The 20,307-nt window shown below is 64.1% G+C and carries 21 protein-coding genes; 9 read left to right on the top strand and 12 right to left on the bottom strand.

The window, feature by feature from the left end:
* Positions 1 to 8: 8 nt before the first annotated feature.
* Positions 9 to 401 (top strand): VOC family protein, encoded by a 393-nt coding sequence (locus IPK59_13015; GenBank protein ID MBK8159638.1) that lies wholly within the window; start codon positions 9 to 11, stop codon positions 399 to 401.
* A gap of 72 nt (positions 402 to 473) precedes the next feature.
* Here IPK59_13015 and dnaQ read toward each other — a convergent pair whose 3' ends face one another.
* The 3 genes from dnaQ to IPK59_13000 are packed head-to-tail and all read right to left on the bottom strand — an operon-like array spanning position 474 to position 2,681.
* A complete protein-coding gene (gene dnaQ / locus IPK59_13010) occupies positions 474 to 1,166 on the bottom strand; it encodes a DNA polymerase III subunit epsilon (protein ID MBK8159637.1) in 693 nt (230 codons plus the stop codon).
* A complete protein-coding gene (gene murI / locus IPK59_13005; protein ID MBK8159636.1) occupies positions 1,159 to 2,034 on the bottom strand; it encodes a glutamate racemase in 876 nt (291 codons plus the stop codon). The genes dnaQ and murI overlap by 8 nt, the downstream gene beginning before the upstream one ends.
* Positions 2,035 to 2,093: 59 nt before the next feature.
* Positions 2,094 to 2,681, bottom strand: coding sequence for a dephospho-CoA kinase (locus tag IPK59_13000; GenBank protein ID MBK8159635.1), 588 nt, complete (start codon positions 2,679 to 2,681; stop codon positions 2,094 to 2,096).
* Positions 2,682 to 2,978: 297 nt separating this feature from the next.
* On the opposite strand from IPK59_13000, the gene IPK59_12995 reads away from it, so the two are divergent.
* The 6 genes from IPK59_12995 to IPK59_12970 all read left to right on the top strand — a co-directional run bounded on the left by IPK59_12995 (position 2,979) and on the right by IPK59_12970 (position 10,603).
* The gene (locus IPK59_12995) at positions 2,979 to 5,459 is read left to right on the top strand and encodes a cation:proton antiporter (protein MBK8159634.1); all 2,481 of its coding nucleotides are present in this window, start codon (positions 2,979 to 2,981) and stop codon (positions 5,457 to 5,459) included.
* A 106-nt stretch (positions 5,460 to 5,565) separates the two neighbouring features.
* Entirely contained in the window at positions 5,566 to 5,835 is a 270-nt protein-coding gene (locus IPK59_12990) for a hypothetical protein (GenBank protein MBK8159633.1), read from the top strand.
* 61 nt (positions 5,836 to 5,896) lie between these two features.
* The gene (locus IPK59_12985) at positions 5,897 to 6,931 is read left to right on the top strand and encodes a DMT family transporter (GenBank protein MBK8159632.1); all 1,035 of its coding nucleotides are present in this window, start codon (positions 5,897 to 5,899) and stop codon (positions 6,929 to 6,931) included.
* Positions 6,932 to 7,111: 180 nt separating this feature from the next.
* A complete protein-coding gene (locus tag IPK59_12980) occupies positions 7,112 to 8,629 on the top strand; it encodes an aldehyde dehydrogenase (protein ID MBK8159631.1) in 1,518 nt (505 codons plus the stop codon).
* Between the two features lie 186 nt (positions 8,630 to 8,815).
* Positions 8,816 to 9,250: a GNAT family N-acetyltransferase gene (locus IPK59_12975; protein ID MBK8159630.1), complete on the top strand. Its 435-nt coding sequence runs from the start codon at positions 8,816 to 8,818 to the stop codon at positions 9,248 to 9,250.
* Positions 9,251 to 9,559: 309 nt separating this feature from the next.
* Entirely contained in the window at positions 9,560 to 10,603 is a 1,044-nt protein-coding gene (locus IPK59_12970; protein ID MBK8159629.1) for a trypsin-like peptidase domain-containing protein, read from the top strand.
* A 6-nt stretch (positions 10,604 to 10,609) separates the two neighbouring features.
* Here IPK59_12970 and IPK59_12965 read toward each other — a convergent pair whose 3' ends face one another.
* From IPK59_12965 to IPK59_12950, 4 genes are all read right to left on the bottom strand, one after another.
* Positions 10,610 to 11,230 carry an N-acetyltransferase gene (locus tag IPK59_12965; protein ID MBK8159628.1) on the bottom strand — a complete coding sequence of 207 codons (621 nt, stop codon included), beginning with the start codon at positions 11,228 to 11,230 and terminating at the stop codon, positions 10,610 to 10,612.
* Between the two features lie 367 nt (positions 11,231 to 11,597).
* Complete coding sequence (locus IPK59_12960) at positions 11,598 to 12,032, bottom strand: universal stress protein (protein MBK8159627.1); 435 nt, start codon at positions 12,030 to 12,032, stop codon at positions 11,598 to 11,600.
* Between the two features lie 51 nt (positions 12,033 to 12,083).
* Positions 12,084 to 13,079 carry an NAD(P)-dependent glycerol-3-phosphate dehydrogenase gene (locus tag IPK59_12955; GenBank protein ID MBK8159626.1) on the bottom strand — a complete coding sequence of 332 codons (996 nt, stop codon included), beginning with the start codon at positions 13,077 to 13,079 and terminating at the stop codon, positions 12,084 to 12,086.
* The gene (locus tag IPK59_12950; GenBank protein MBK8159625.1) at positions 13,076 to 14,053 is read right to left on the bottom strand and encodes a proline racemase family protein; all 978 of its coding nucleotides are present in this window, start codon (positions 14,051 to 14,053) and stop codon (positions 13,076 to 13,078) included. Before IPK59_12950 ends, IPK59_12955 begins: the two co-directional genes overlap by 4 nt.
* Before the next feature lie 175 nt (positions 14,054 to 14,228).
* Between IPK59_12950 and IPK59_12945 the strand changes: the two genes are divergently transcribed.
* Positions 14,229 to 15,221, top strand: coding sequence for an ABC transporter substrate-binding protein (locus IPK59_12945; protein MBK8159624.1), 993 nt, complete (start codon positions 14,229 to 14,231; stop codon positions 15,219 to 15,221).
* On the opposite strand, the gene IPK59_12940 is transcribed toward IPK59_12945, so the two are convergent.
* The 4 genes from IPK59_12940 to IPK59_12925 form a co-directional block, all read right to left on the bottom strand.
* Positions 15,218 to 15,679, bottom strand: coding sequence for a hypothetical protein (locus IPK59_12940; protein MBK8159623.1), 462 nt, complete (start codon positions 15,677 to 15,679; stop codon positions 15,218 to 15,220). The genes IPK59_12945 and IPK59_12940 overlap by 4 nt on opposite strands.
* Before the next feature lie 127 nt (positions 15,680 to 15,806).
* The gene (locus IPK59_12935) at positions 15,807 to 16,940 is read right to left on the bottom strand and encodes an ABC transporter permease (GenBank protein ID MBK8159622.1); all 1,134 of its coding nucleotides are present in this window, start codon (positions 16,938 to 16,940) and stop codon (positions 15,807 to 15,809) included.
* On the bottom strand, positions 16,937 to 17,872 hold the full coding sequence (locus tag IPK59_12930) for an ABC transporter ATP-binding protein (GenBank protein MBK8159621.1): 936 nt from the start codon (positions 17,870 to 17,872) through the stop codon (positions 16,937 to 16,939). Before IPK59_12930 ends, IPK59_12935 begins: the two co-directional genes overlap by 4 nt.
* The gene (locus tag IPK59_12925) at positions 17,869 to 18,837 is read right to left on the bottom strand and encodes an HlyD family efflux transporter periplasmic adaptor subunit (protein MBK8159620.1); all 969 of its coding nucleotides are present in this window, start codon (positions 18,835 to 18,837) and stop codon (positions 17,869 to 17,871) included. Before IPK59_12925 ends, IPK59_12930 begins: the two co-directional genes overlap by 4 nt.
* A 112-nt stretch (positions 18,838 to 18,949) precedes the next feature.
* Between IPK59_12925 and IPK59_12920 the strand changes: the two genes are divergently transcribed.
* A complete protein-coding gene (locus IPK59_12920) occupies positions 18,950 to 19,684 on the top strand; it encodes a GNAT family N-acetyltransferase (GenBank protein MBK8159619.1) in 735 nt (244 codons plus the stop codon).
* Between the two features lie 15 nt (positions 19,685 to 19,699).
* Here IPK59_12920 and IPK59_12915 read toward each other — a convergent pair whose 3' ends face one another.
* The gene (locus IPK59_12915; protein ID MBK8159618.1) at positions 19,700 to 20,230 is read right to left on the bottom strand and encodes a flavin reductase family protein; all 531 of its coding nucleotides are present in this window, start codon (positions 20,228 to 20,230) and stop codon (positions 19,700 to 19,702) included.
* Positions 20,231 to 20,307 lie beyond the last annotated feature (77 nt).

Raw genomic sequence — 20,307 nt, 5'->3', positions numbered from 1 at the left:
AGGACGACATGAGCGACACAGCCACGATTTTCCCCGCCCTCAAATACGACGATGCACCTGCCGCCGTGGCCTGGCTGCAAAAGGCCTTCGGTTTCGCAGAGCATGCCGTTCACAAAGCCCCCGATGGCGGCATTGCGCATGCCGAGATGAAATTCGGCAATGCCATGATCATGTTCGGCTCGACCGGCAAGCCCGACCCTGCCAATCCCTGGTCGACCGAACGCATGGGGATCTATATGTGCGTCCCCGATATCGATGCGCATTACGCCCGCGCCAAGGCGGCGGGTGCGGAGATCGTCCGCCCGTTGGCCGACACCAGCTATGGTGCGCGCGAATATTCGGCCCGCGATGCCGGCGGACATCTCTGGTCGTTCGGGACCTATGATCCGTGGAAGGGGTGAGGCGCGTCTAAGGACCCCTCACCCCGGCCCTCTCCCCGCAAGCGGGGCGAGGGGTTGGGGTGAGGGGTGCCGCTACTGCAGCCAGACCGGGTCTTTCAATTTCGCAATGAACGCCGCATGGGCTTCGAGTTCTTCCGGGGTGGGGGCGAACAGGCGCGGCTCGCGTACCGGGCGGCTTGAGGCAGGTCCGGCGCGCCTGGCGAAATTCATGTCGCTGGTGCCGGCATCGTCGGTGGCGAGCGTCAGACCGGTCTGGCGTCCGCCCAGCAGTTCCAGATAGACATCGGCCAGGAGCTGCGCATCCAGCAAGGCGCCATGGAGGGTGCGGTTCGAATTGTCGATGTTGAAGCGCTTGCACAGCGCATCCAGCGACGCCGGTGAGCCCGGAAACTTCGTGCGCGCCATCTTGACCGTATCAATGGCCCGCTGGAACGGGATCGCGCGCTTGCCGGACTTCTCGAGTTCATAGTTGATGAACTTCATGTCGAATTCGGCATTGTGGATGACCAGCGGATCCTCGGCGACGAAGGCCAGGAACTCATCGGCCACAGTGGCGAATGTCGGCTTGTCGGCGAGGAAGGCGGTGGAAAGGCCGTGGATGCGGAAGGCCGCATCCGGCATCTCGCGTTCCGGGTTGATGTAACGGTGGAAGTTGCGGCCCGTCGGAATGTGATTCTCGAGCTCGATGCAGCCGATTTCAGCCAGGCGGTCGCCGGTCACCGGATCAAAGCCGGTGGTTTCGGTATCGAGGACGATTTCACGCATGATGGTGCATCCGGTCGGCAGGTGTGGGCAGCGGCTGGAAGCGAAGATGCCGTGGGAAATAGCGGCTGGCAAGCATCGTCACCTGATCCGCATTTCCCGTTGTATAGGCGCGGATTTCCGCCGGTAATGCACCAAATCGCTTCATCTCCGGATGGCGGAAGAGATAGGCGGTGAGCGAGTCGGCGGTGCGCTGGGGCTGCGAGACGAGACGCGTGCTCTCGGGCAAGGCAGCGCGGAACAGATGTTCGACCAGCGGATAATGCGTGCAGCCAAGCACCACGCTGTCGAGCACAGCGCCCCCCAACTGCGCCTGCAACTCGGCCACATAGCGGGCGATCATCGGCGCCAGCACGTCTTCCTCGGCGCCAGCCTCAATGAGGCCCGCGAGATCGGGACAGGCCTGCTGGAAGACCCGGAGGCGCGGCGCGCGTTTTGCCACTTCATGAACATAGGCGCCGCTCGCCACCGTGGCGCGGGTGGCAAAGACGCCCAACGTCTCCGGCTGCCGGTCCCAATCGCTCTGGCTGGCCATTGCATGCCAGGGATTATGCGCGATCTCCTCGATCATCGGCACGAGGACGCCAAGGCAGCGGTGATGCGGGAAGTGATGTGGCAGCCATTCCTGCTGCAGGCGGCGCAAGGCAACGGCGGCGGCCGTGTTGCAGGCGAGGATGACGAGCGTGCAGCCCAGGCCGAACAGGGTCGCCACATTCGCCTGCGTCAGGGCGTAGATCTCGTCCGGTGAGCGCTGGCCATAGGGGGCGTTGGCGTGATCGCCCAGATAGATGAAGCCCTGGCGCGGCAGGCGCTGCTGCAAGGCTTGAAGGATGGTCAGGCCGCCATGGCCCGAATCAAACACACCTATCATCAAACATCTCTATCATCGAATTTACTGATCACTCCATTGAGTTTGATCGAGCAGATCGATCAATTTTTCAGCGACTGCACGACCCGCGCCAGCGCAGCGAGGGTCGGTCGACGGCCAAGGCCGGTCTCGACCACCCAATCCGCCCGGCGCCGTTTTTCCCGGTCCGGCATCTGGGCGCCGAGGATCTGGCGAAGCCGCGCCGGCGTCATGCCCGGACGTTTCAATACCCGCTGACTTTGGAGGAATTGTGGCGCCGTCACCACCACCACGCCGTCGCAGCGTTTTTCGCCGCCGGTCTCGAACAGCAAGGGGATGTCGAGCACCACGACGTCGTGCCGCTGCTGGCGGCAGCGTTGCAGGAAGCGGCGCTCCGCGTCCCGCACCAAAGGATGCAGGATGGCTTCCAGCCGCTTCATTTCCGCAGGCTGGCCGAAGACCTTGGCGCCCAAGGCCTGGCGATCAACGGCACCTTGGTTGACCACGCCGGGAAAGGCCGCCGCAACGGCGGCCACCGCCCGGCCGCCCTTGGCCAGCAAGTGGTGGACGGCGGCATCGGCGTCATGGACGGGCAGGCCGAGGGCGCGCAGCATCCGGGCCGCGGTCGATTTCCCCATGCCGATGGAACCGGTGAGACCCAGGATGCGCATGTCCATCGATTGGGGCCGGCGCTGATTCTTGTCAAGCGCGAGGCCTAACAGGCGCCCCTCACCCCAACCCCTCTCCCCGGGGGGGCGAGGGGCTTTAGATCGACCTCGCTCGATACTCCCTCGCCCCCCCCGTCGGCGAATGCCGACATTCGCCGACGGCGGAGAGGGGTTGGGGTGAGGGGTGCTTTCTGTGGGCTCTCATCACAAAACCTCGGGAAGGGCTTTGGACCAGGGCCATGATCATGGGCTATAAGACCGGGACAGATTGGTTTCCCGCCTGAAGGCAGCCCCGATTTCATGACTACAACCGGCCTCGTGGTATTCGGCCTTGTCAGCCTGCTCGCTTTGATGAGCCTGTTGCCGCCCCTGGCGGCGAAACTGCGCCTGCCTTACTCGGTACTGCTGGCGGCCATCGGCTTCATCCTGGGGGCGGTGGTGTCCCTGCGCCCCGACCTCGCTGTGCCATCGCCGATGCTCCATGACATCATCGACGCCCTGGCCAGTGTCGAGATCTCGTCCGAGGCCTTCATCCTCATTTTCCTGCCCACCTTGCTGTTCGAGGTGGCACTTGCCATCGACGTCCGGCGCCTGCTCGATGATCTGGCACCGGTCCTCACCATGGCGGTGGTCGCAGTCGTCATCTGCGCGCTGACCGTCGGCTTTGCCCTGGCCGCGGCTTCGCCCTTCGGCCTCATCGCCTGCCTGCTGCTGGGCTCGATCGTCGCCACCACGGACCCGGCCGCGGTCGTCGGCATCTTCCGCGAGGTGGGCGTGCCGAAGCGCCTCACCACCTTGGTCGAAGGCGAAAGCCTGTTCAATGACGCAGCCGCCATCGCCCTCTTTGCCCTGCTCCTGGAAATGCTGCTGAGCGGTGGCGGCGGCAGCATCGGCGACACGGTGTTCCGCTTCCTGGTGAGCTTCATCGGCGGTGCGCTCGCCGGTTTCATCATGGCGCGCGCGGCCTGCGCCCTGTTCCCCTTCCTCGGCGGCTGGCCGAAGGCGGAGATCACCCTCACCATCGCCTTGGCTTACCTGAGCTTCGTCGTGCCGGAACATTATTTCCATGTTTCCGGTGTCGTCTCCTGCGTGGTGGCGGGGCTGGTGCTGGGGTCGACCGGCAAGATCCGCATGCTGCCGCACACCTTCGAGCAGATGGAAGGTGTCTGGGGCCAGCTCGGCTTCTGGGCCAATTCGCTGATCTTCCTGCTCGCGGCCATGTTCGTGCCGCGCATCATGGAAGGCACCAGCCTCCTTGAATTCGGCTTCATCCTGCTGGTCTATCTCGCAACACTCGCCGCACGCGGCGTCACCGTCTATCTGCTGCTGCCGCTCCTCACCCGCGCCGGTCTCATGCAGCGGATCAACAACCGCATCAAGACCGTGATCGTCTGGGGCGGCCTGCGGGGTGCCGTGTCCCTGGCCCTGGCGCTGGCCGTCATCGAAAACACCGCGGTCCCGGCGCCGATGCGCGATTTCATCGCCACTTCGGTCACCGGCTTCGTGCTGCTGACCCTGTTCATCAACGGCATCACCCTGCGGCCGCTGGTCGGTTTCTTCCGCCTCAACCGTCTCAATCCGGTGGCGCGCGGCGTGCGCGACCGCGCCAAGCTGATGACGCTGGGCGATGTTGCGACCGATCTGTCCGAAATCGCGCGGGCCGAGGGGATCGACCGCGAGGTGGCCGATGCGGCCCTCTCAAGCCTCGAAGCGCGCCTTGCCGTCGCACGTGCCCGCTCCCATCGCGGTGTCGAACTGATGGCCGACGAGATGGTCAAGGTCGGCCTCACCGTCGCTGCCGCCCATGAAGTGGAGCGCTGCTTTGCCCTCCTCAATGGCCGCATCGTCGACCGGCGCATTGCCGAACTGCTGCTGCGCGAAGCCCAGCATGTGCGCGAAGCGGTGCGCGGGTCCGGGCGCCGCGGCTATGTGGCAGCGGCCGAGCGCGGGCTGGATTTTTCCCAATCCTTCCGCTTCGCCCTCTGGCTGCAGCGGACCACGCGCTATGAACGGCCCTTGACCGACGCGCTGGCCGATCGGTTCCAATTCCTCATGGCCCAGCGCCAGGTCCTGGCGGGCCTCGTGCCCTTCAGCCGCGACCGGCTGCAGCCTTTGATCGGCGAGGAGCCCTCGGCCGAGATCATCAAGCTCACCTCGCGCCGCATCGAGGCGGTCGAGGAATCGCTCCTGGCCCTGAAGCTGCAATACCCGGCCTATGCCGCGGCCCTGCAGCGGCAATATCTGGGGCGCATCGCGCGCCAGCGGGAAAGTGCTGCTTATCAGTCGCTTGCCGCCAATCTCGTGGTGAGCGGCGAGGTCGAGCGGGAATTGACGACCGAGCTGGAGCGCCATTGGACCGGGCTCGACAAGCGCTGCAAGCTTGACCCCGAGCTTTCCGCCATCGACTTGGTGAGCCGGGTCCCGATCTTCCGCGATCTCGACATCAAGCGGCAGCAATCCATCGCCCAATTGCTGACGCCGCAATTGGTGCTGCCGGAATCAAAGGTGGTGCGCCGCGGCGACAAGGGCGACGCCATGTATTTCGTGGCGTCGGGCGCCGTCCGCGTGGTGGTCGAGCCCAGCGTCGAACTGGGCAGCGGCGATTTCTTCGGCGAGTTGGCGCTGCTCACCGGCCATCCGCGCAACGCCGACGTGGTGGCGCTCGGTTTCTGCAAGCTGCTGGAGTTGAAGGCACGCGATTTCCATGCCCTGCTCGGCCAGGATGCGGGCCTCAAGGCACGCATCGAACAGGTCGCCAAGGAGCGCCTCAACCTTGGCTGATCCAAACGTGGATCGAGTTCGTTTACTCGCGCCTTGTGAAGATAGGTACTGAGGTGGGGAGAGACAGCGGCAGAATCGCTTCCGGTGATCATGAAGGACGAGTGCCATGACGGAGAAAATTGTTGACCTGAGCGATAGCCCCCGAGCGACGAGAGAACAGGCGGAACTGCTGTTGCAGTGGTGTCAGGAAGAGCAGCCAGAGCTGTACGCTCGATGGGCCGCATTGGAAATTGCAGATCAGTCGCTCGGACTTGTCGACTCAGAAGTGTTTCGTTTTGTTATACCGCATTTGAATACGGACGATTCTTCAAAGCAAACCGGCACAGTATTTGCGATGAGGACGGAAATCAGACGCCGGCATGGAGCAAAAGTATAAATTGCCTGTAGCGCAGAAGGGAATTCTATAGTGGACGATTGCATGTTCGTGGGCAGCACACTTGGCTGACCCAGAAGCAGCCGACCTAAATCCCGTGCCGACACTAAGTGCACGCGAGCGCCAGATCGCCGGTGACCGGCCGCTGTTCGGTATCTTGTGCCTGGTGGCGGCGGGCTTCGTCTTTTCCTTCTTCAATGCGATCGTCAAGCATCTCAGTGCCGAGGGCATGCCGGTGATGGAAGTGGCCTGGGGCCGCTATGTCTTTCACCTGGTCTTTGCCATCCTCTATGCCGGTGTCGCGGCACGTTTTGAACCGGCCGTTGCGGCACCGCAGGTCTCAACGCCATCGCGCTGGACCCAGCCCTGGCGCGACATGCTGCGGGCGCGCAAGCCCGGCCTCCAATTCCTGCGCTCGCTCCTCATGCTGGCGACGACCTTGCTGTTCTTCCTGGCGGTGAGCTATGTCGATCTGGCCTCGGCCACCGCCGTGGCCTTTGTCGAGCCGCTGGTCATCACGATCCTCTCCTACTTCTTCCTGCGCGAACGCGTCGGCATCCGGCGCTGGGCGGCGGTCGCGGTCGGTTTCATCGGTGTCCTCATCGTCATCCGCCCCGGCTTCGGCATGGTGCATCTCGCCATCCTCCTGCCGCTGCTCTCGGCCTCGACCGGGACCAGCTACAATGTGCTGACCCGGGTCGTGGCACGCCATGACGGCAACGCCACCTCGCTCTTCTACGCGGCACTGGTCGGCTGCCTGGTCTTGAGCTGCTTCATGCCCTTCCTGTGGCAGGCGCCAAGCTTCAACCAATGGCTCCTGCTGGCGGCTTTGGGCCTCTCCGGCGGCCTTGCCCACACGTTGGTGATCCGCGCCTTCTCCTATGCCTCGGCCTCGGTCATCGCCCCCTTCATCTATCTGCAACTGCTATGGGCCACGGCCGTGGGTTATGTCTGGTTCGACATGCTGCCGGCGGTCACCACCTGGATTGGTGGCGCTGTCATCATCGCGACCGGCATCTATACCGCCCACCGCGAACGCATCCGTGCGCTGGAAAGACTGGCGAAGATCGAGGCCGAGGCGCTATCCCCAAAGGAATAGGTGTCCTTGGCACACGCGGCGAAGTGTCGCCGCCTCGCGCATGGGGCCCACCTCTAGCCGCCCAAACATCGCCAATGCTATAAACCAGCGAAGCCAAGGCTGGCCGCAAAGAGCCGCTCAAAGCCGGTAGCCAATTCAAGGCCGGGCAGGTGCCTGCGCCGCAATGGAGGAGATGAGGCCATGAACCTCGATCAAGCGAAGAAACTCGACAAGAAGGCGTTCCGCAAATACGCCGACAAGCTGAAATTCGAAACGCGCAACTTCATCGACGGCAAATTCGTCGACGCGAAGAAGGGCCGCAAGTTCGAGACCATCAACCCGGCGACCGGTGAGATCATCGCCTCGGTCGCGCGCTCCGATGCGTCCGATGTCGACTTGGCGGTGAAGGCCGCGCGGAAGGCGTTCAAATCCGGTGTCTGGTCAAGGATGGCGCCGCGCGACCGCATGACGGTGATCTACAAGTTCGGCAAGCTGATCGAAGAGAACGCGCTCCAGTTCGCCCTCCTCGATTCAACCGACATGGGCAAGCCGATCAGCGAAATGCTGAACATCGACATTCCCGGCGCCGCCATGACCTTCCAGTATTTCGGCGAAACGATCGACAAGATCGAGGGCACCGTCACCGCGACGGCACCGACGGAATTTCATTACATCCTGCGCCAGCCCTTGGGTGTGGTGGGCTGCATCGTGCCGTGGAACTATCCCCTCATGATGGCGTCCTGGAAGATCGCCCCGGCGCTGGCCGCTGGCAATTCGGTGATCCTGAAGCCTGCTGAGCAATCGCCGCTGTCCGGCAATTTGCTTGCCAAGCTGTTCATGGAAGCCGGCGGTCCGGCCGGGGTGCTCAACATCGTGCAGGGTCTCGGCGAAGAAGCCGGCAAGGCGCTGGCGCTTCACATGGATGTCGACAAGATCGGCTTCACCGGCTCCACCGACGTCGGCAAGCTGATGATGATCTATGCCGGCCAGTCCAACATGAAGCGCGTCACCACGGAATGCGGCGGCAAGACACCGCAGATCGTGACCAGGGACGCACCCGACCTCGACGTGGCGGCGCAATATGCGGTCAACGGCATCTATGGCAACCAGGGCGAAGTCTGCAATGCCGGTTCGCGCATCCTGGTCGATGCCAAGATCCATGACGAATTCGTGGCAAAGTTCCTGGAGAATGCGAAGGCCAGCTTCAGCCCGGGCGATCCACTCGACCCCGCGACCACGATGGGTCCGCTGGTGACCAAGGAACAGCAGAAGCGCGTGCTGGGCTATATCGACATCGCCAAGAAGGAAGGGGCGAAGCTCAGCCTCGGCGGTGCCGTGCCCAAGGGCATGGAAAAGGGCTGCTATGTGGCACCGACCCTGTTCACGGGCGTCAACAACAAGATGCGCATCGCGCGGGAAGAAGTGTTCGGCCCGGTCGGTACCATCCTGCCGTTCAAGAAGCTCGACCAGGCGATCGAGATGGCCAATGATTCGATCTATGGCCTTGCTGCCTCGATCTGGACCTCGGACGTGTCGGTCGCCCACAAGGCGGCGCGCGACATCGAGGCCGGCATCGTCTGGGTCAATTGCTTCGACCATGGCGACATGACCTCGATCTGGGGCGGGTTCAAGCAATCGGGCATGGGCCGCGACAAATGCCTGGAGACGCTCACCACCGTCACCCAGACAAAATCGGTCTGGATGCATATCGGCGGCTGACCCGCCGCAGAAGCAATCTGAGATGGTGGGGCGGCAGGTCAACCTGCCGCCCATTCATCGCCCGGTTTCGGGGCAAGGGCCATGGAATAGCCGGCGATGCCGGCCCGACAGTTGCGAGGAGCGGCTATGCGCGAGGGTCTTTGCATTCGCCTGGCGACGGAAGCCGATCTCCCGGCGCTCACGGCCATGACGCGCGCCTTCAACGATTATCTTGATATGCTTCACGGTGCTGCGCCCGCAGATGACGCCGCCGAAATCGCCGCCGCCGCCATGGCCCGTCTGGCTTCCTTCGCCTTTGGCCCGAAATCCATTTGTACGGTTCTGATCGCCGAGCTGGAGGGGGAAGCAATTGGCTATCTCACCTATTTCATCGGCGTCTTCATGGATGACGCGACCCCGACGCTGCACGTGGCCGACTTCTTTGTGAGCGCGCCGCATCGACGGCGCGGTGCCGGGCGGGCGTTGATGCTGGGAGCGCACCGGATAGCTCAGGATCTGGGTGCTTCCAGACTGTTCTGGACAGTGTGGCGCCGGAACCATGATGCCATCCGCTTCTATGACAAACTCGGCGCCGTCCTCGAGCCGCAAGATGGATCGGTTCTGATGGAGTGGCGGGTCTAGGACGTTCCGGATATTGGCGGAAGCGCCGCTCATGACGTCGATCTGGGGCGGGTTCAAGCAGTCCTGCATGGGTCGCGACAAGTGCCTGGAGACGCCGACCACCGTCAACCAGCCGCTCTTTTTCTTTGCATCGGAAAATTGCCTACGTCATAGAATTGCAGGTGGCGGGAGCGGGAAATGTTCTCGTGACACAGATCGAGGATCGCCCAGGTGAGTCTACGCTCGACCGCAGCCGCAGCCCTAATTGTCGCTATCCCATCGCTTGCCGGTTTTATCTTGCCTGCCCGCGCCGATGCGGCCGCTCAGTGCATGGCGAGCCTCTCGCCCGATGGCACATTGCACGCCAGCGCCGATGCCGCCAAAGTCGCCAGCGCCTGCCTCGATGCGGCGAACGGCGGCAGCGTTTCGGCATTTTACCTGGCCGGCCTGGTGCTGGAACAAGGTATCGGCACGGCCAAGGACCCCGGCAAGGCGGAGAGCTGGTATCGCAAGGCGGCTGCCAAAGGCCAGCCACAGACGCAATCCCTGGCGCAATTCGCGACCGGACGAATAGCTGAAGCCCAGGGCAAGCATGATATTGCTTTGGGCTGGTACAGCCGTGCGGCGCTCAAGAATAACGCAGCCGCTGCCGATGCCCTGCGCCGCCTGCGCACCGAGGATCCTGCCGCGGTGTGGGCGGCGGCGGAATACACAATCATCATCGACCCCAGCCTCGGCAGCGATGATGATTTCATCAAGTTCGGCTCTGGCATCGTCATTGGCGACGGCGTCGTTCTCACCAACGAACATGTGGTATCGGGCTGTGATCAGATGGCCGTGGCGCCCGGCCTGCCGGCACGGATCCTGGCCGCGGACGCAAATTCGGATCTGGCCGTTATCAAGACCAGCATACCGCTGGGCGACCCCGCAGCCATCGTGCCGGATGACACGTTGAGCGTGGAGATGGACCTCTATACCGGCGGCTTTCCGGGAGTTGGCACGGCTGAACCGACCTTTGTCATGACCACCGGCCGCCGGTCAGAGCGCAAGGTCTCCGGCGACGACATGGATCTCTACTGGCTGCTCAGCAACCAGATCGATCCGGGAAACAGCGGCGGCCCGCTGATGGATTCCAGCGGCCGCGTCGTTGGCGTGGTATCCGCGGAATTGCCGGTGACGGGGATTGTGAAGAAGAGCGCCCCGGTCGGGCTCAAGGAAGGCATGGCGGTGCGGGCGGGGGTCGTGCGCGCCTTCCTCGACAGTCACGGCATTGCCTATCGCACGGTGGCACAGGGGCCTGTGACCAATGCGGCAGCGGACATGAAGCGTCATGCCGCTGCCGTCTCGGTCCTAGTCGAATGCTTCGTCAAATAGCGCTCGTTAGCGCGCGTCGGCCCGCAGCGAGAGCTGGTTCAAAAGGCCGCTTCGATCACCCACCGGCAAGCTCTCCTCCGGCGGGGCCGATGGCGTGGCAAGCGATGCGCGGATGTGGTTGATCTCGCCGCTGATGCGGCCCAGCACGTCGCGCTTCAACGGCGCCACCTGCAGCCGCTCGGGACGCTTCTCGCCGGGCATGACAAAGCCATGGGGCGTCGCCGGCACGAAGCCGAAGCGCTTGTAATAGTCGACATCACCCACCAGCAGCACCAGGTCGTGGCCCATTTCGGCGGCACGTTCGAGGGTGCGGAAGGTGAGGGTGCGGCCGATGCCCTTGCCGGCGAGGCGCGGCGTGATGCCGAGGGGCCCCAGGAGCAAAGCCGGGTGGTTGGTGGCGCCGACCAGGATCGGCCAATAGCGGATGGTGCCGACCACGTCATCGCCCATCATGGCGACGTAAGAGAGCTCGGCAACGGGTGCCACACCCTCTCGGAACAGATAGGAAGCCTTGTCGAACCGCGCCGGCCCGAACACGGAATCGAGCATCTGCTCGACCTGTCCGGTCAACGCGGCGGTTTCAGGCTTGATGGTGAAGCTCGGGGTGCCAGTGTTCTGGTTGTTCATCGAGAGATCCTCGTCAGATAAGCGGTTGGGAAATGTGAGCAGGCCTTGGCATCGGCCCGCTTCCGCTTCGGATCTCCGGGGTGTCAGCGACGCCCCATCACATCCAATGCATCTCGCGCAGCCGATTTCGACACCAGCCGGGGAAAACCCAGGATGGTGGTCGACGATCGTCGTCGGAGACACAGGGTGGACATGGAATAGCCTTCCGGCTGTTGCAAGTGGAGGGTTACATAAGGCAAACAGCCCCCTGAATCCATAGATAATTTATGGCCGGGCAATGACATTTGCGTGTTGCAGCTATGTGGTGAGGGCGTAGCCCGGCCGTGCGCGCGAGATCACCGAACGACGGTGACGGCTTTGCAAGGTGTCACCGAACGACGGTGACGGGGCAGTGCGCATAGGTGACGATGTCCGAGGCGACCGAGCCGATCAGCAGGCGGGCGGCCCCGGTTCGCCCGGCCGATCCGGTCACGATGTGGTGGTAGGAGTTCTTTTCGGCGTAGTCGACGATGGTGCGCGCAATGTCGCGGCCCGGCGCCCGCACGGCGGCGATCCGCCGCAAACCGCCCTTCAGGGCCAGCTCGACGGCCGTCAGCAGCGATTTGTCCACCGGCAGCTTGCCCGCCAGCAGGGCGGCGGAATCCCAGACCGTCGGCGTGTCGCCGTCATCGCCGTCGACCACGGTCACGAAGGAGAGCGGCAGCGACAGGCGCTGCGACAGTTCGATGGCGAAGGCCACGGTCTTGGTGGCGGGGACCGATCCGTCCGTCGCACAGAGAATCTTGTCCATGGTGACACTCATCGTCTGCGTCCTTCTCGTTGCCTCACGCGCCAGGTCCGATGCCCGCGCCTGTCAGTCCTCACGGCGCAACGGCCGTGACAGCAATCCCTCGACCTCGGCGCCGAGGCTGCTTCCCAGATGCAGGATGCGATTGACGGCTTCGGCAATCGGCATCTCGACACCCAGTTTGCTGGCCAGGGTCACGACGGCGGGTGCCGTGGTAACGCCTTCGGCGACGCTCTTTCGGGCCGCCAGGATGTCGGCCAGCGCCCTGCCCTGGCCCAATTCCATGCCCAGCGACATATTGCGCGATTTTGGCGAAGAACAGGTTAATACCAGGTCACCAAGCCCGGCGAGGCCCATCATCGTCTCCGCCCGCCCGCCTTTGGCAAGGGCAAGGCGCGAAACCTCGGCCAGGCCCCGGGTAATGAGGGCGGCGCGGGCATTGTCGCCGAGCCCGGCACCCATGACCAGGCCGCAGGCGATGGCCAGCACGTTCTTGACCGCCCCGGCCACCTCGACCCCCAGCAGATCGCTGGAGCCATAGGGGCGGAAGCCGCCATGGCTGAGGGCAGCCATCAACGCGTCAACAAGGGACATGTCCTCGCCGGCGATGGCCACGGCCGTCGGCAGGCCACGCGCGACATCGGTGGCAAAGCTCGGCCCGGACAGGGCCGCGACCCGGACGCCGGGCAGAGCCTCGGCGGCGATTTCATGGAGCAGCAGGCCGCTCGACTGCTCGATCCCCTTGGCACACAGAACCAGCGCCGTATTCGGGTGCCAATAGGGCCGGGCCGCGGCACAGAAGGACCGGAAATGCTGCGCCGGCTGGGCGAAGAGCACGGCATCGGCATCGAGCGCCCGGCCCAGGGCGGAGGTCAGTTGAAGGTCGTCAGGGAGGGGGATGCCGGGCAGGTAATCCTTGTTGTCGCGGGTTTCCGCCAATTGCCGGATCAGCGCCTCGCGCCGTGCGAAGAGCTGGGTCGCGCGGCCGGCACGACAGGCAATGAGCGAGAGTGCCGAACCCCACGCGCCGGCACCGATGATCGAGACGCGGGCGATGTTCATCGCAGAAGGAACCCACTGGCCAGCGGGTCCTCCGGCTCGACCGTGAAACTGGCGCGGCCGGTGTAGTAGGCATGCCCCGCCACCTCGGCCCGGACGGCCGGAAAATCGCCGGCGCCAAGATGGGCAACGACACGGCCCTGGAAGATGCTGCCGGTGACGCTTTCGAACCGGCGCCATTCCTGATCGGCGACTTGGCCACGTGCTGCCATCAGCGCCAGGCGTGCGGTGACGCCGCTGCCCGTGGGGCTCCTGTCCACCTCATTGGCGGCGAAGACGCAGATATTGGCCGTGGGCTGCGCGGCACCATCTCCACCATCCGTCAGGATCGTGCCATAGAGGAAGGCGAGGTCGGGGTTGTCCGGATGATGCAGCTTTACCTGCGCCTGCACGGCCGCGGTGACGGCACTGGCGGCGGCGACCAGCTCGGCGGTGGTCGAACGGCGCACGTCGAGGGCAAAGGCGCTGGCAGGCAGGATGGCGTAATAGGCGCCGCCATAGCCGATGTCGAGGGTGAGCTTGCCTTTCCCCGGCAGCTCGACGGTGACATCGCGGGCGAAGGCGAAGGCCGGCACGCTGACGAAGCTGACGCGGCCCTTTTCCGGTCCCGATGCGGCGACACTCACTTCGACCAGCCCGCAGGGGCATTGCAGGTTGAGTTTGGCCATGCCGTCGGGGCCGGGGTGGATCAGGCCCTGGTCGAGCGCATAGCGGCCAAGGGCGATGGTCGCATGGCCGCACATGGTGCTGTAGCCTTCATTGTGAATGAACAGCACAGCCATGTCGGCGCCGGGCAGATCGGGCGCCACCGGCAGCACCCCGTACATATCATAGTGACCGCGCGGCTCGAACATGATCAGCCGGCGGAAGGCGTCGAGATGATCGCGGGCAAAACGCCGCTTTTCCAGGATTGTGCCGCCGGAAATGGTTGGATAGCCCTTGGTCACGATACGCACGGGCTCACCCCCGGTATGCATATCGATCGTCTCGATCCTGGTATCTGCCCCCGGAACCTGCTGCCCCGGCTGGATTGCGGCATTCATCGACGGACGCCTCTCAAATTTGCGCTGCTGGCCTACCGCCTGTAATCTGCCGGCCCAGGATTATCAAGGCAAAGATCACCATGCTTGGCGACCACGGAACCGGCTGTTCATGACGCGCATTCTAGCCCTGCTGATGATGTTGCTGGCGTTCCACACAACCCCGGCCATGGCGCAATCCACCCGAATAGCCATCACCGTCGCCTTGCCGGATGGGCCGCCGACGCGGACGGTGGGCCTTCTCATCGCCCAGCGGCGCGGATACTTCATGGAAGCTGGCCTGGATGTGACCCTAAGCCCGGCGCGCTACGGCCGGTCGCCTGTCGAGGCCCTGGTCGACAACAGCGCCGATCTCGCCGTTGAAATCATGCCGCTTGCCCTGGTGGCGCGCGCCAGGGGCGGCGATGTTGTGCATGTCGCGCAATTCTTCCAGCGATCCACGTTGAGCCTGATGTGCCGCAAAACGGTCGACCAGCCCATGAAGCTCGCTGGTCACAATGTCGGTGTCTGGCTGGATGGCTGGGAGAGTTCGTTCTACGCCTGGCTGTCGCGTCTGGGCCTCAGCTATTTCGCGACCGGCGGCGGCGTCACCATTGTGCGGCAGGGAACCGATGCCGAGATCTTCCTCGAGAACGAGGTTGATTGCCTCACCACCACCAGTTATCGGGCCCCCTTTGCCCTGGCATCGCTGGGCGAAGGCCGTGCTGGGCTGATCACCTACAGCTACCAGGATCTCGACCTTGGCATGCTTGAAGACGGGCTCTATGCGCGCAGTGCCGACCTCGCCAATCCCGCCAAGGTCGACGTTTTTGCGCGGTTTCTGACAGCGGCCGCCCGCGGCTGGCAAAGCCTGCAGGACGATCCCAGCCAGGCGGAACGTATGATCCTGGAACAATCGGCGCCGGACAAGCTCGACCCGGATTCAGTCGCTGAATCGCTGGCGGCGGTGTCAAAGGCGGTTGCCGCCGGCACGGTTGAGATTGGCACGCTCGACGATGCCGCCTTTGACCGAACAGTCAACTTGTTGCTGACCGGTGCGCCGGAGCCAACCCTGACATCCGCGCCGGCTGGCGCCGTCAGCGCAATCCTGCGCCAACGACCCTAGTCGCGATTGTAGATCGGCAGCTCACTGAGCGGCCGCCCACGGCGAAAACCATGGCGCCCGGTGGGCGTCTTTTCCACAGCGACGGTAAAGGCCATGCGGGGCTCATTGTGCGCGTAGAACAGGTAGCATTCCTGCCCGCTCAGCGATTGGCACTGGGTTTGCGCGATGCCGCTGAAGTTTCCGGGACTGCACAGGATGTCCGGGCAAAAGACATAGTAGGAATTGGCGCCATCGGCGCTGACGGCAAAGGCGCCGCGCAGATTAGGGTAGATCTTGCCCAGATATTCCCGCAGCGAGGCATTGGTCGACTGGCTGATGACAAAGGGATCCTGCCCGGCGGCCGGGGCCGGGCGCGTCTGCACACAGGCGCTGGCCAGCATGGTCACGCTGGCCAGACCGGCGACAGTGCCGTAGCGGCGCAGCTTGGTCAGGAACGTAGTCGGTTTCGGCACGGTCATTTTCTGCTCCTTGGGAACAACTCTTGCTTCCTAGGTAGCGAGACATGGTCGCGACCACAAGTGATCCAGTTCACAGTTGGTGCAATCCGGCCCTCCCCCGACCCAGTGGCGACGGGATTCCGGGCGGCTAGTCGAGGGTCCGGCGATAGCGGATCATGGCCAGGATGGCCGCGAGGAGCAGGAACAGCATGATCGGCCACAGATCCGGCCAGATGTCCGGCCAGCCGTTTCCCTTGAGCAGGATCCCCCGCACGATGCGCAGGAAATGGGTGAGGGGCAGCACCTCCCCGATCGCCTGCGCCCAGCCCGGCATCCCGCGGAAGGGGAACATGAAGCCCGAGAGCAGCATCGACGGCAGGAAGAAGAACAACGACATCTGCATCGCCTGCAGCTGGTTGGTCGACATGGTCGAGAAGGTGAAGCCGACGGCCAGATTGGCGGCGATGAAGATGATGGCGGCGAGGCTGAGCAGCGGCAGCGACCCCACCAGCGGCACGGTAAACAGATAGCGCGCCGCCACGATGATGATGGCGACCTGCACATAACCGACCACGATATAGGGCAGGATCTTGCCCAGCATCACCTCCATCGGCAGGACCGGCATGGCGAGGAGATTCTCCATCGTGCCGCGCTCGCGCTCGCGCGTGACGGCAAGCGACGTCATCATGACCATGGTCATGGTGAGCACGACGCCCATCAGGCCGGGCGCGATGTTGTATTGCGTGATGCCCTCGGCGTTGTAGCGCTTGTGCAACCTCACTTCGAACGGCGCCGCCGCGCTCTGCAGATCGGCGAGCGCGCCTTTGAGATCATGGACCAGGGCGGAGACATCCAGCCCCTGCAAAGCTGCCACCGCGTTCCCGGTGGCGACCGGGTCGGTGGCGTCAGCCTCGACCAGCAAGGCTGGCTGCCTGCCGCGCACCAGGTCCTCGGCAAAATCCGGCGGGATGTGCACGGCGAATTGCACGTCGCCCCGCCGTATCAGGCGATCGGCGGTGGCTGCGTCAACCGGCGCGCTGATGAAACGGATATAGCCGGTATGCTCCATGGCGCGCAGCAGCGACCGGGCGAAGACCGAATTCTCGGCCACGACGGCAACCGCCGGCAGGTTCTTCGGGTCGGTGTTGATGGCATAGCCGAACAGCAGCAGCTGCAGCAGCGGGACGCCCATCATCATGCCGAAGGTCAGGCGGTCGCGCCGCATCTGGATGAATTCCTTCACCAGGATGGCCCAGAAGCGGGATGGCGAGAACAGCTTCATTGCCTCTCGACTCGCCCGTTGCCGTCGATATCGGCCATCAGCTGGATGAAGATGTCCTCAAGGCTGGGACTTGACCGCGCCCAGTGCAGTTCAGGCCGCTGGCGATAGGGCGCGATGCTGGCTTCGAGCGCGGCTGCGTCACGCCCGCAGACATGAAGGACGGTGCCGAAGGCCGCGACCGTGTCGATGCCCGGCAGTTGCTGCAGCTCGCGCGACAGCAGATGCAGGCCCGGTCCCTCGACCGACCAGGTGGCAAGGCCGTGCGCTGCCAAGACCTCCTTGATGGTGCCCTTGGCAATCAGGCGGCCATAGGCGATGTAGAGAATCTCGTGGCAGCGTTCCGCCTCATCCATGTAATGCGTGCTCACCAGCACGGTGAGGCCGGCCCCGGCCAGGGCATGGATCTGATCCCAGAAATCGCGCCGGGCTTTGGGGTCGACGCCGGCGGTGGGTTCGTCCAGCAACAGCAATTCCGGTTCATGGAGAATGCAGGCGGCAAGCGCCAGGCGCTGCTTCCAGCCACCCGACAATTGCCCGGCAAGCTGTCTCTGCCGCGCGGCAAGGCCCAATCGCTCGAGCGCCCCGTCAACGCGTTGGCGCAGGCGGTTGAGGCCATAGACGCGCGCCACGAAATCGAGATTCTCGCGGATGGTGAGGTCCTCATAGAGGCTGAAGCGCTGCGTCATGTAGCCGGTGCGGCGCTTGATCTCGGCAGCCTGGCTGCGGATATCGAAGCCAAGGCAGGATCCCGACCCGGCATCGGGCGTCAGCAGGCCGCACAGCATGCGCAGGGTGGTCGTCTTGCCGCTGCCATTGGGGCCGAGGAAGCCATAGATCTGTCCCTTGCCGACGCGCAAGGCGACATCGTCGACGACCCGCTTGCCGTCGAAGGACTTGGTCAGCCCCTGCACATCGATGACGGCCTCGCTCATGAGCCGGCTTGGAGTGGACGCGCATCGACCGGTTGGCCGGGATGCCATTGGAAGTCCGCGGGCGCCCCCGCATCGGGCCTTGCCTCGATCAGGAAGACCAGCTTGGCGCGGCTGGTATCGCTGTAGATCACCGGCGGTGTGTATTCCGCTTCCGCCGCGATGAAGTCGATGGTGGCGGAAAGGCCGCTCGGGCAGCCATCGCAACTGACCGCGAGCTTCTCGCCGACACGGTACGAGCCAAGCTCCACCTCAGGGACATAGAGCCGCAGCTTGATGTTCCCTTGCGGCAGCAATTGCAGAACCGGTTTCTCCGCCGCGACCTCCTCGCCCAGGCGATAATAGACGTCCTCGACGCGGGCGTCGGCGGGCGCCACGGCCCGGCGTTCATCAAGCGACCATTGCGCCTCGGCCACCGCGGCGCGAAAGGCGTCGACCGCCGCCTGCTGTGCTGCTATCCGGTCGGCGCGCGCCGGCAGGCCGGCAGCTTCCAGGCGGGCCGTCATTTCAGCGATGAGGCCGCGGTCTTCCAGGATGGACGCCTCGGCGGCGTCGAGATCTTCCGTGCCGACAATGTTGCTCTTGACGAGTTCGCGGCGCCGCTTGACGCGGGGCTCCGACAGCATCAGCGAGGCGCGGGCCGAATCCAATTGCGCCTTGATGATCGCCAGTTCTTCGGGTCGCTCGCCAAGCTTCAGATCCGCCAATGTCCGCTCCGCCGCTGCGAGGTCGGCCTGCGCCTTGGCCAGTCGCGCTTGCGTCGCCGTCTCGTCGAGCGTGAACAATCCGGCGCCCTTGGTGACCTGGTCGCCGCGCTTGACCGCGATCTCGGTCAGGCGGCCGCCCTCCGGCAGGGCCATGTAGATATAGTCGCCCTCGACATAGCCGAGCAGCCGGTCATCCGGCGCCCTCTCGCAGGCGGCGATGGCAAGCAGCGCAATGAGAGCGAAGGTTCTGACAGCGCGCATGACGGTCTCCGGACCATGAACTGGGGAGCGCGAGATTGAATGTCGAATCGGGAATACTATAAGGTCATTGCCGGCCGACTGGCCAGATCGGGAACCAAAAGGATATTCTGTTATGAGCGGGAGCGGGCAAAAACCGGTGGTGAATGAACTGGGCCAGGAAATCGGCTTTCCGGTGCCCGGCTGGACCGCGCGGCCACGTCCACCGCGTGCACCCCTCGACGGGCGCTTCGTCCGGATCGAGATGCTGGATGCGGAGAAGCACGCCGCGGACCTCTATGCCGCCAACGCAAAGGACCGCGAGGGCCGCATCTGGACCTATCTGCCCTATGGACCCTATGACGACGAAAAGGTCTATCGCGACTGGGTTGCCGCCATGGCGAAATCCGAAGATCCGCTGTTCCATGCCATCATCGACAAGGCGACGGGCAAGGCCAGCGGTGTGGCGAGCTATCTGCGCATCGAGCCTGCGGTCGGCGTAATCGAGGTCGGGCACATTAATTATGCGCCGGCCCTGCAACGCACGGCGGCCGCCACGGAAGCCATGTATCTCCTGATGAAGCGTGTCTTCGACGAGCTTGGCTATCGCCGCTATGAATGGAAATGCGATGCGCTGAATGGCCCGTCCCAGGCCGCGGCCGGGCGCCTGGGCTTCATCTATGAAGGCACGTTCTGGCAGGCCACGATCTATAAGGGCCGCAACCGCGACACGGCCTGGTATTCGATCATCGACAAGGATTGGCCGAAAATCCGCGCCGTCTACGAAGCCTGGCTGGCGCCGGATAATTTCGACGCTGCCGGCCAGGCGCGGCAACGGCTCTCCTTCATGATGGAGTCGGCCCTCGCCTGAGTGCGGTCCTTCGGATCAGGGCATCTTCGAGGCGAGCCTGATCGTCTCGCCATCGACAACGAACCGGCCATTGCCCTGGTGATGGATGGTGCGCGGCTTCTTGTGCCTGGGGTCGTGCCAGGCCTTCACCACTTCCAGGATGAAGAGGCTGTATTTGTTGGTGAGCCTTGTATCGGCGACCCTGCATTCGAGATTGGCGAAACACTCACCGATCAGCGGGGCCGCTACCTCCTGCGCCGGTAACTTCGTCAAGCCGAAAGCGGCGAACTTGTCGATCTTGCTGCCCGATACGTTGCCGATCTTCACCACGGTCGGCGCCAGCTCCACCGACGGAATGGCGATGACGCATTCGCTGGTCGCGCGCAGGGCGGCGAAGCTGAAATCGGCACTGCTGACGACGCAGGCCACCAGCGGCGGCTCGAACTCGACCATCATATGCCAGGACATGGTCATGACATTGGCCCTGCCCCGATGCGCGGTGGTGAGCAGCACCACCGGCCCTGGTTCCAGCAATTGGTAGACCTTGGGCAGAGGGAAGTCTTTCATCCTGGTCGATCCTCATGCTTTGCCGGACCAAACTAGGGCAGGTGCGACGCGCGACCAAGACGTTACGCAGCAAAACA

Source organism: Rhodospirillaceae bacterium (assembly GCA_016712715.1).
Lineage (GTDB): Bacteria > Pseudomonadota > Alphaproteobacteria > Dongiales > Dongiaceae > Dongia.
The sequence above is the reverse complement of the archived record's forward strand: the minus strand, read 5'-3'. Positions and strand labels throughout refer to the sequence as shown.

What these genes read in the sequence shown, in the direction of transcription:
- IPK59_13015 (MBK8159638.1), top strand. Translation starts at nt 9, where the DNA reads ATGAGCGACACAGCCACGATTTTCCCCGCCCTCAAATACGACGATGCA.
- dnaQ (MBK8159637.1), bottom strand. Translation starts at nt 1,166, where the DNA reads ATGCGTGAAATCGTCCTCGATACCGAAACCACCGGCTTTGATCCGGTG.
- murI (MBK8159636.1), bottom strand. Translation starts at nt 2,034, where the DNA reads ATGATAGGTGTGTTTGATTCGGGCCATGGCGGCCTGACCATCCTTCAA.
- IPK59_13000 (MBK8159635.1), bottom strand. Translation starts at nt 2,681, where the DNA reads ATGCGCATCCTGGGTCTCACCGGTTCCATCGGCATGGGGAAATCGACC.
- IPK59_12995 (MBK8159634.1), top strand. Translation starts at nt 2,979, where the DNA reads ATGACTACAACCGGCCTCGTGGTATTCGGCCTTGTCAGCCTGCTCGCT.
- IPK59_12990 (MBK8159633.1), top strand. Translation starts at nt 5,566, where the DNA reads ATGACGGAGAAAATTGTTGACCTGAGCGATAGCCCCCGAGCGACGAGA.
- IPK59_12980 (MBK8159631.1), top strand. Translation starts at nt 7,112, where the DNA reads ATGAACCTCGATCAAGCGAAGAAACTCGACAAGAAGGCGTTCCGCAAA.
- IPK59_12975 (MBK8159630.1), top strand. Translation starts at nt 8,816, where the DNA reads ATGACGCGCGCCTTCAACGATTATCTTGATATGCTTCACGGTGCTGCG.
- IPK59_12970 (MBK8159629.1), top strand. Translation starts at nt 9,560, where the DNA reads ATGGCGAGCCTCTCGCCCGATGGCACATTGCACGCCAGCGCCGATGCC.
- IPK59_12965 (MBK8159628.1), bottom strand. Translation starts at nt 11,230, where the DNA reads ATGAACAACCAGAACACTGGCACCCCGAGCTTCACCATCAAGCCTGAA.
- IPK59_12960 (MBK8159627.1), bottom strand. Translation starts at nt 12,032, where the DNA reads ATGAGTGTCACCATGGACAAGATTCTCTGTGCGACGGACGGATCGGTC.
- IPK59_12955 (MBK8159626.1), bottom strand. Translation starts at nt 13,079, where the DNA reads ATGAACATCGCCCGCGTCTCGATCATCGGTGCCGGCGCGTGGGGTTCG.
- IPK59_12950 (MBK8159625.1), bottom strand. Translation starts at nt 14,053, where the DNA reads ATGCATACCGGGGGTGAGCCCGTGCGTATCGTGACCAAGGGCTATCCA.
- IPK59_12945 (MBK8159624.1), top strand. Translation starts at nt 14,229, where the DNA reads ATGACGCGCATTCTAGCCCTGCTGATGATGTTGCTGGCGTTCCACACA.
- IPK59_12940 (MBK8159623.1), bottom strand. Translation starts at nt 15,679, where the DNA reads ATGACCGTGCCGAAACCGACTACGTTCCTGACCAAGCTGCGCCGCTAC.
- IPK59_12935 (MBK8159622.1), bottom strand. Translation starts at nt 16,940, where the DNA reads ATGAAGCTGTTCTCGCCATCCCGCTTCTGGGCCATCCTGGTGAAGGAA.
- IPK59_12930 (MBK8159621.1), bottom strand. Translation starts at nt 17,872, where the DNA reads ATGAGCGAGGCCGTCATCGATGTGCAGGGGCTGACCAAGTCCTTCGAC.
- IPK59_12925 (MBK8159620.1), bottom strand. Translation starts at nt 18,837, where the DNA reads ATGCGCGCTGTCAGAACCTTCGCTCTCATTGCGCTGCTTGCCATCGCC.
- IPK59_12920 (MBK8159619.1), top strand. Translation starts at nt 18,950, where the DNA reads ATGAGCGGGAGCGGGCAAAAACCGGTGGTGAATGAACTGGGCCAGGAA.
- IPK59_12915 (MBK8159618.1), bottom strand. Translation starts at nt 20,230, where the DNA reads ATGAAAGACTTCCCTCTGCCCAAGGTCTACCAATTGCTGGAACCAGGG.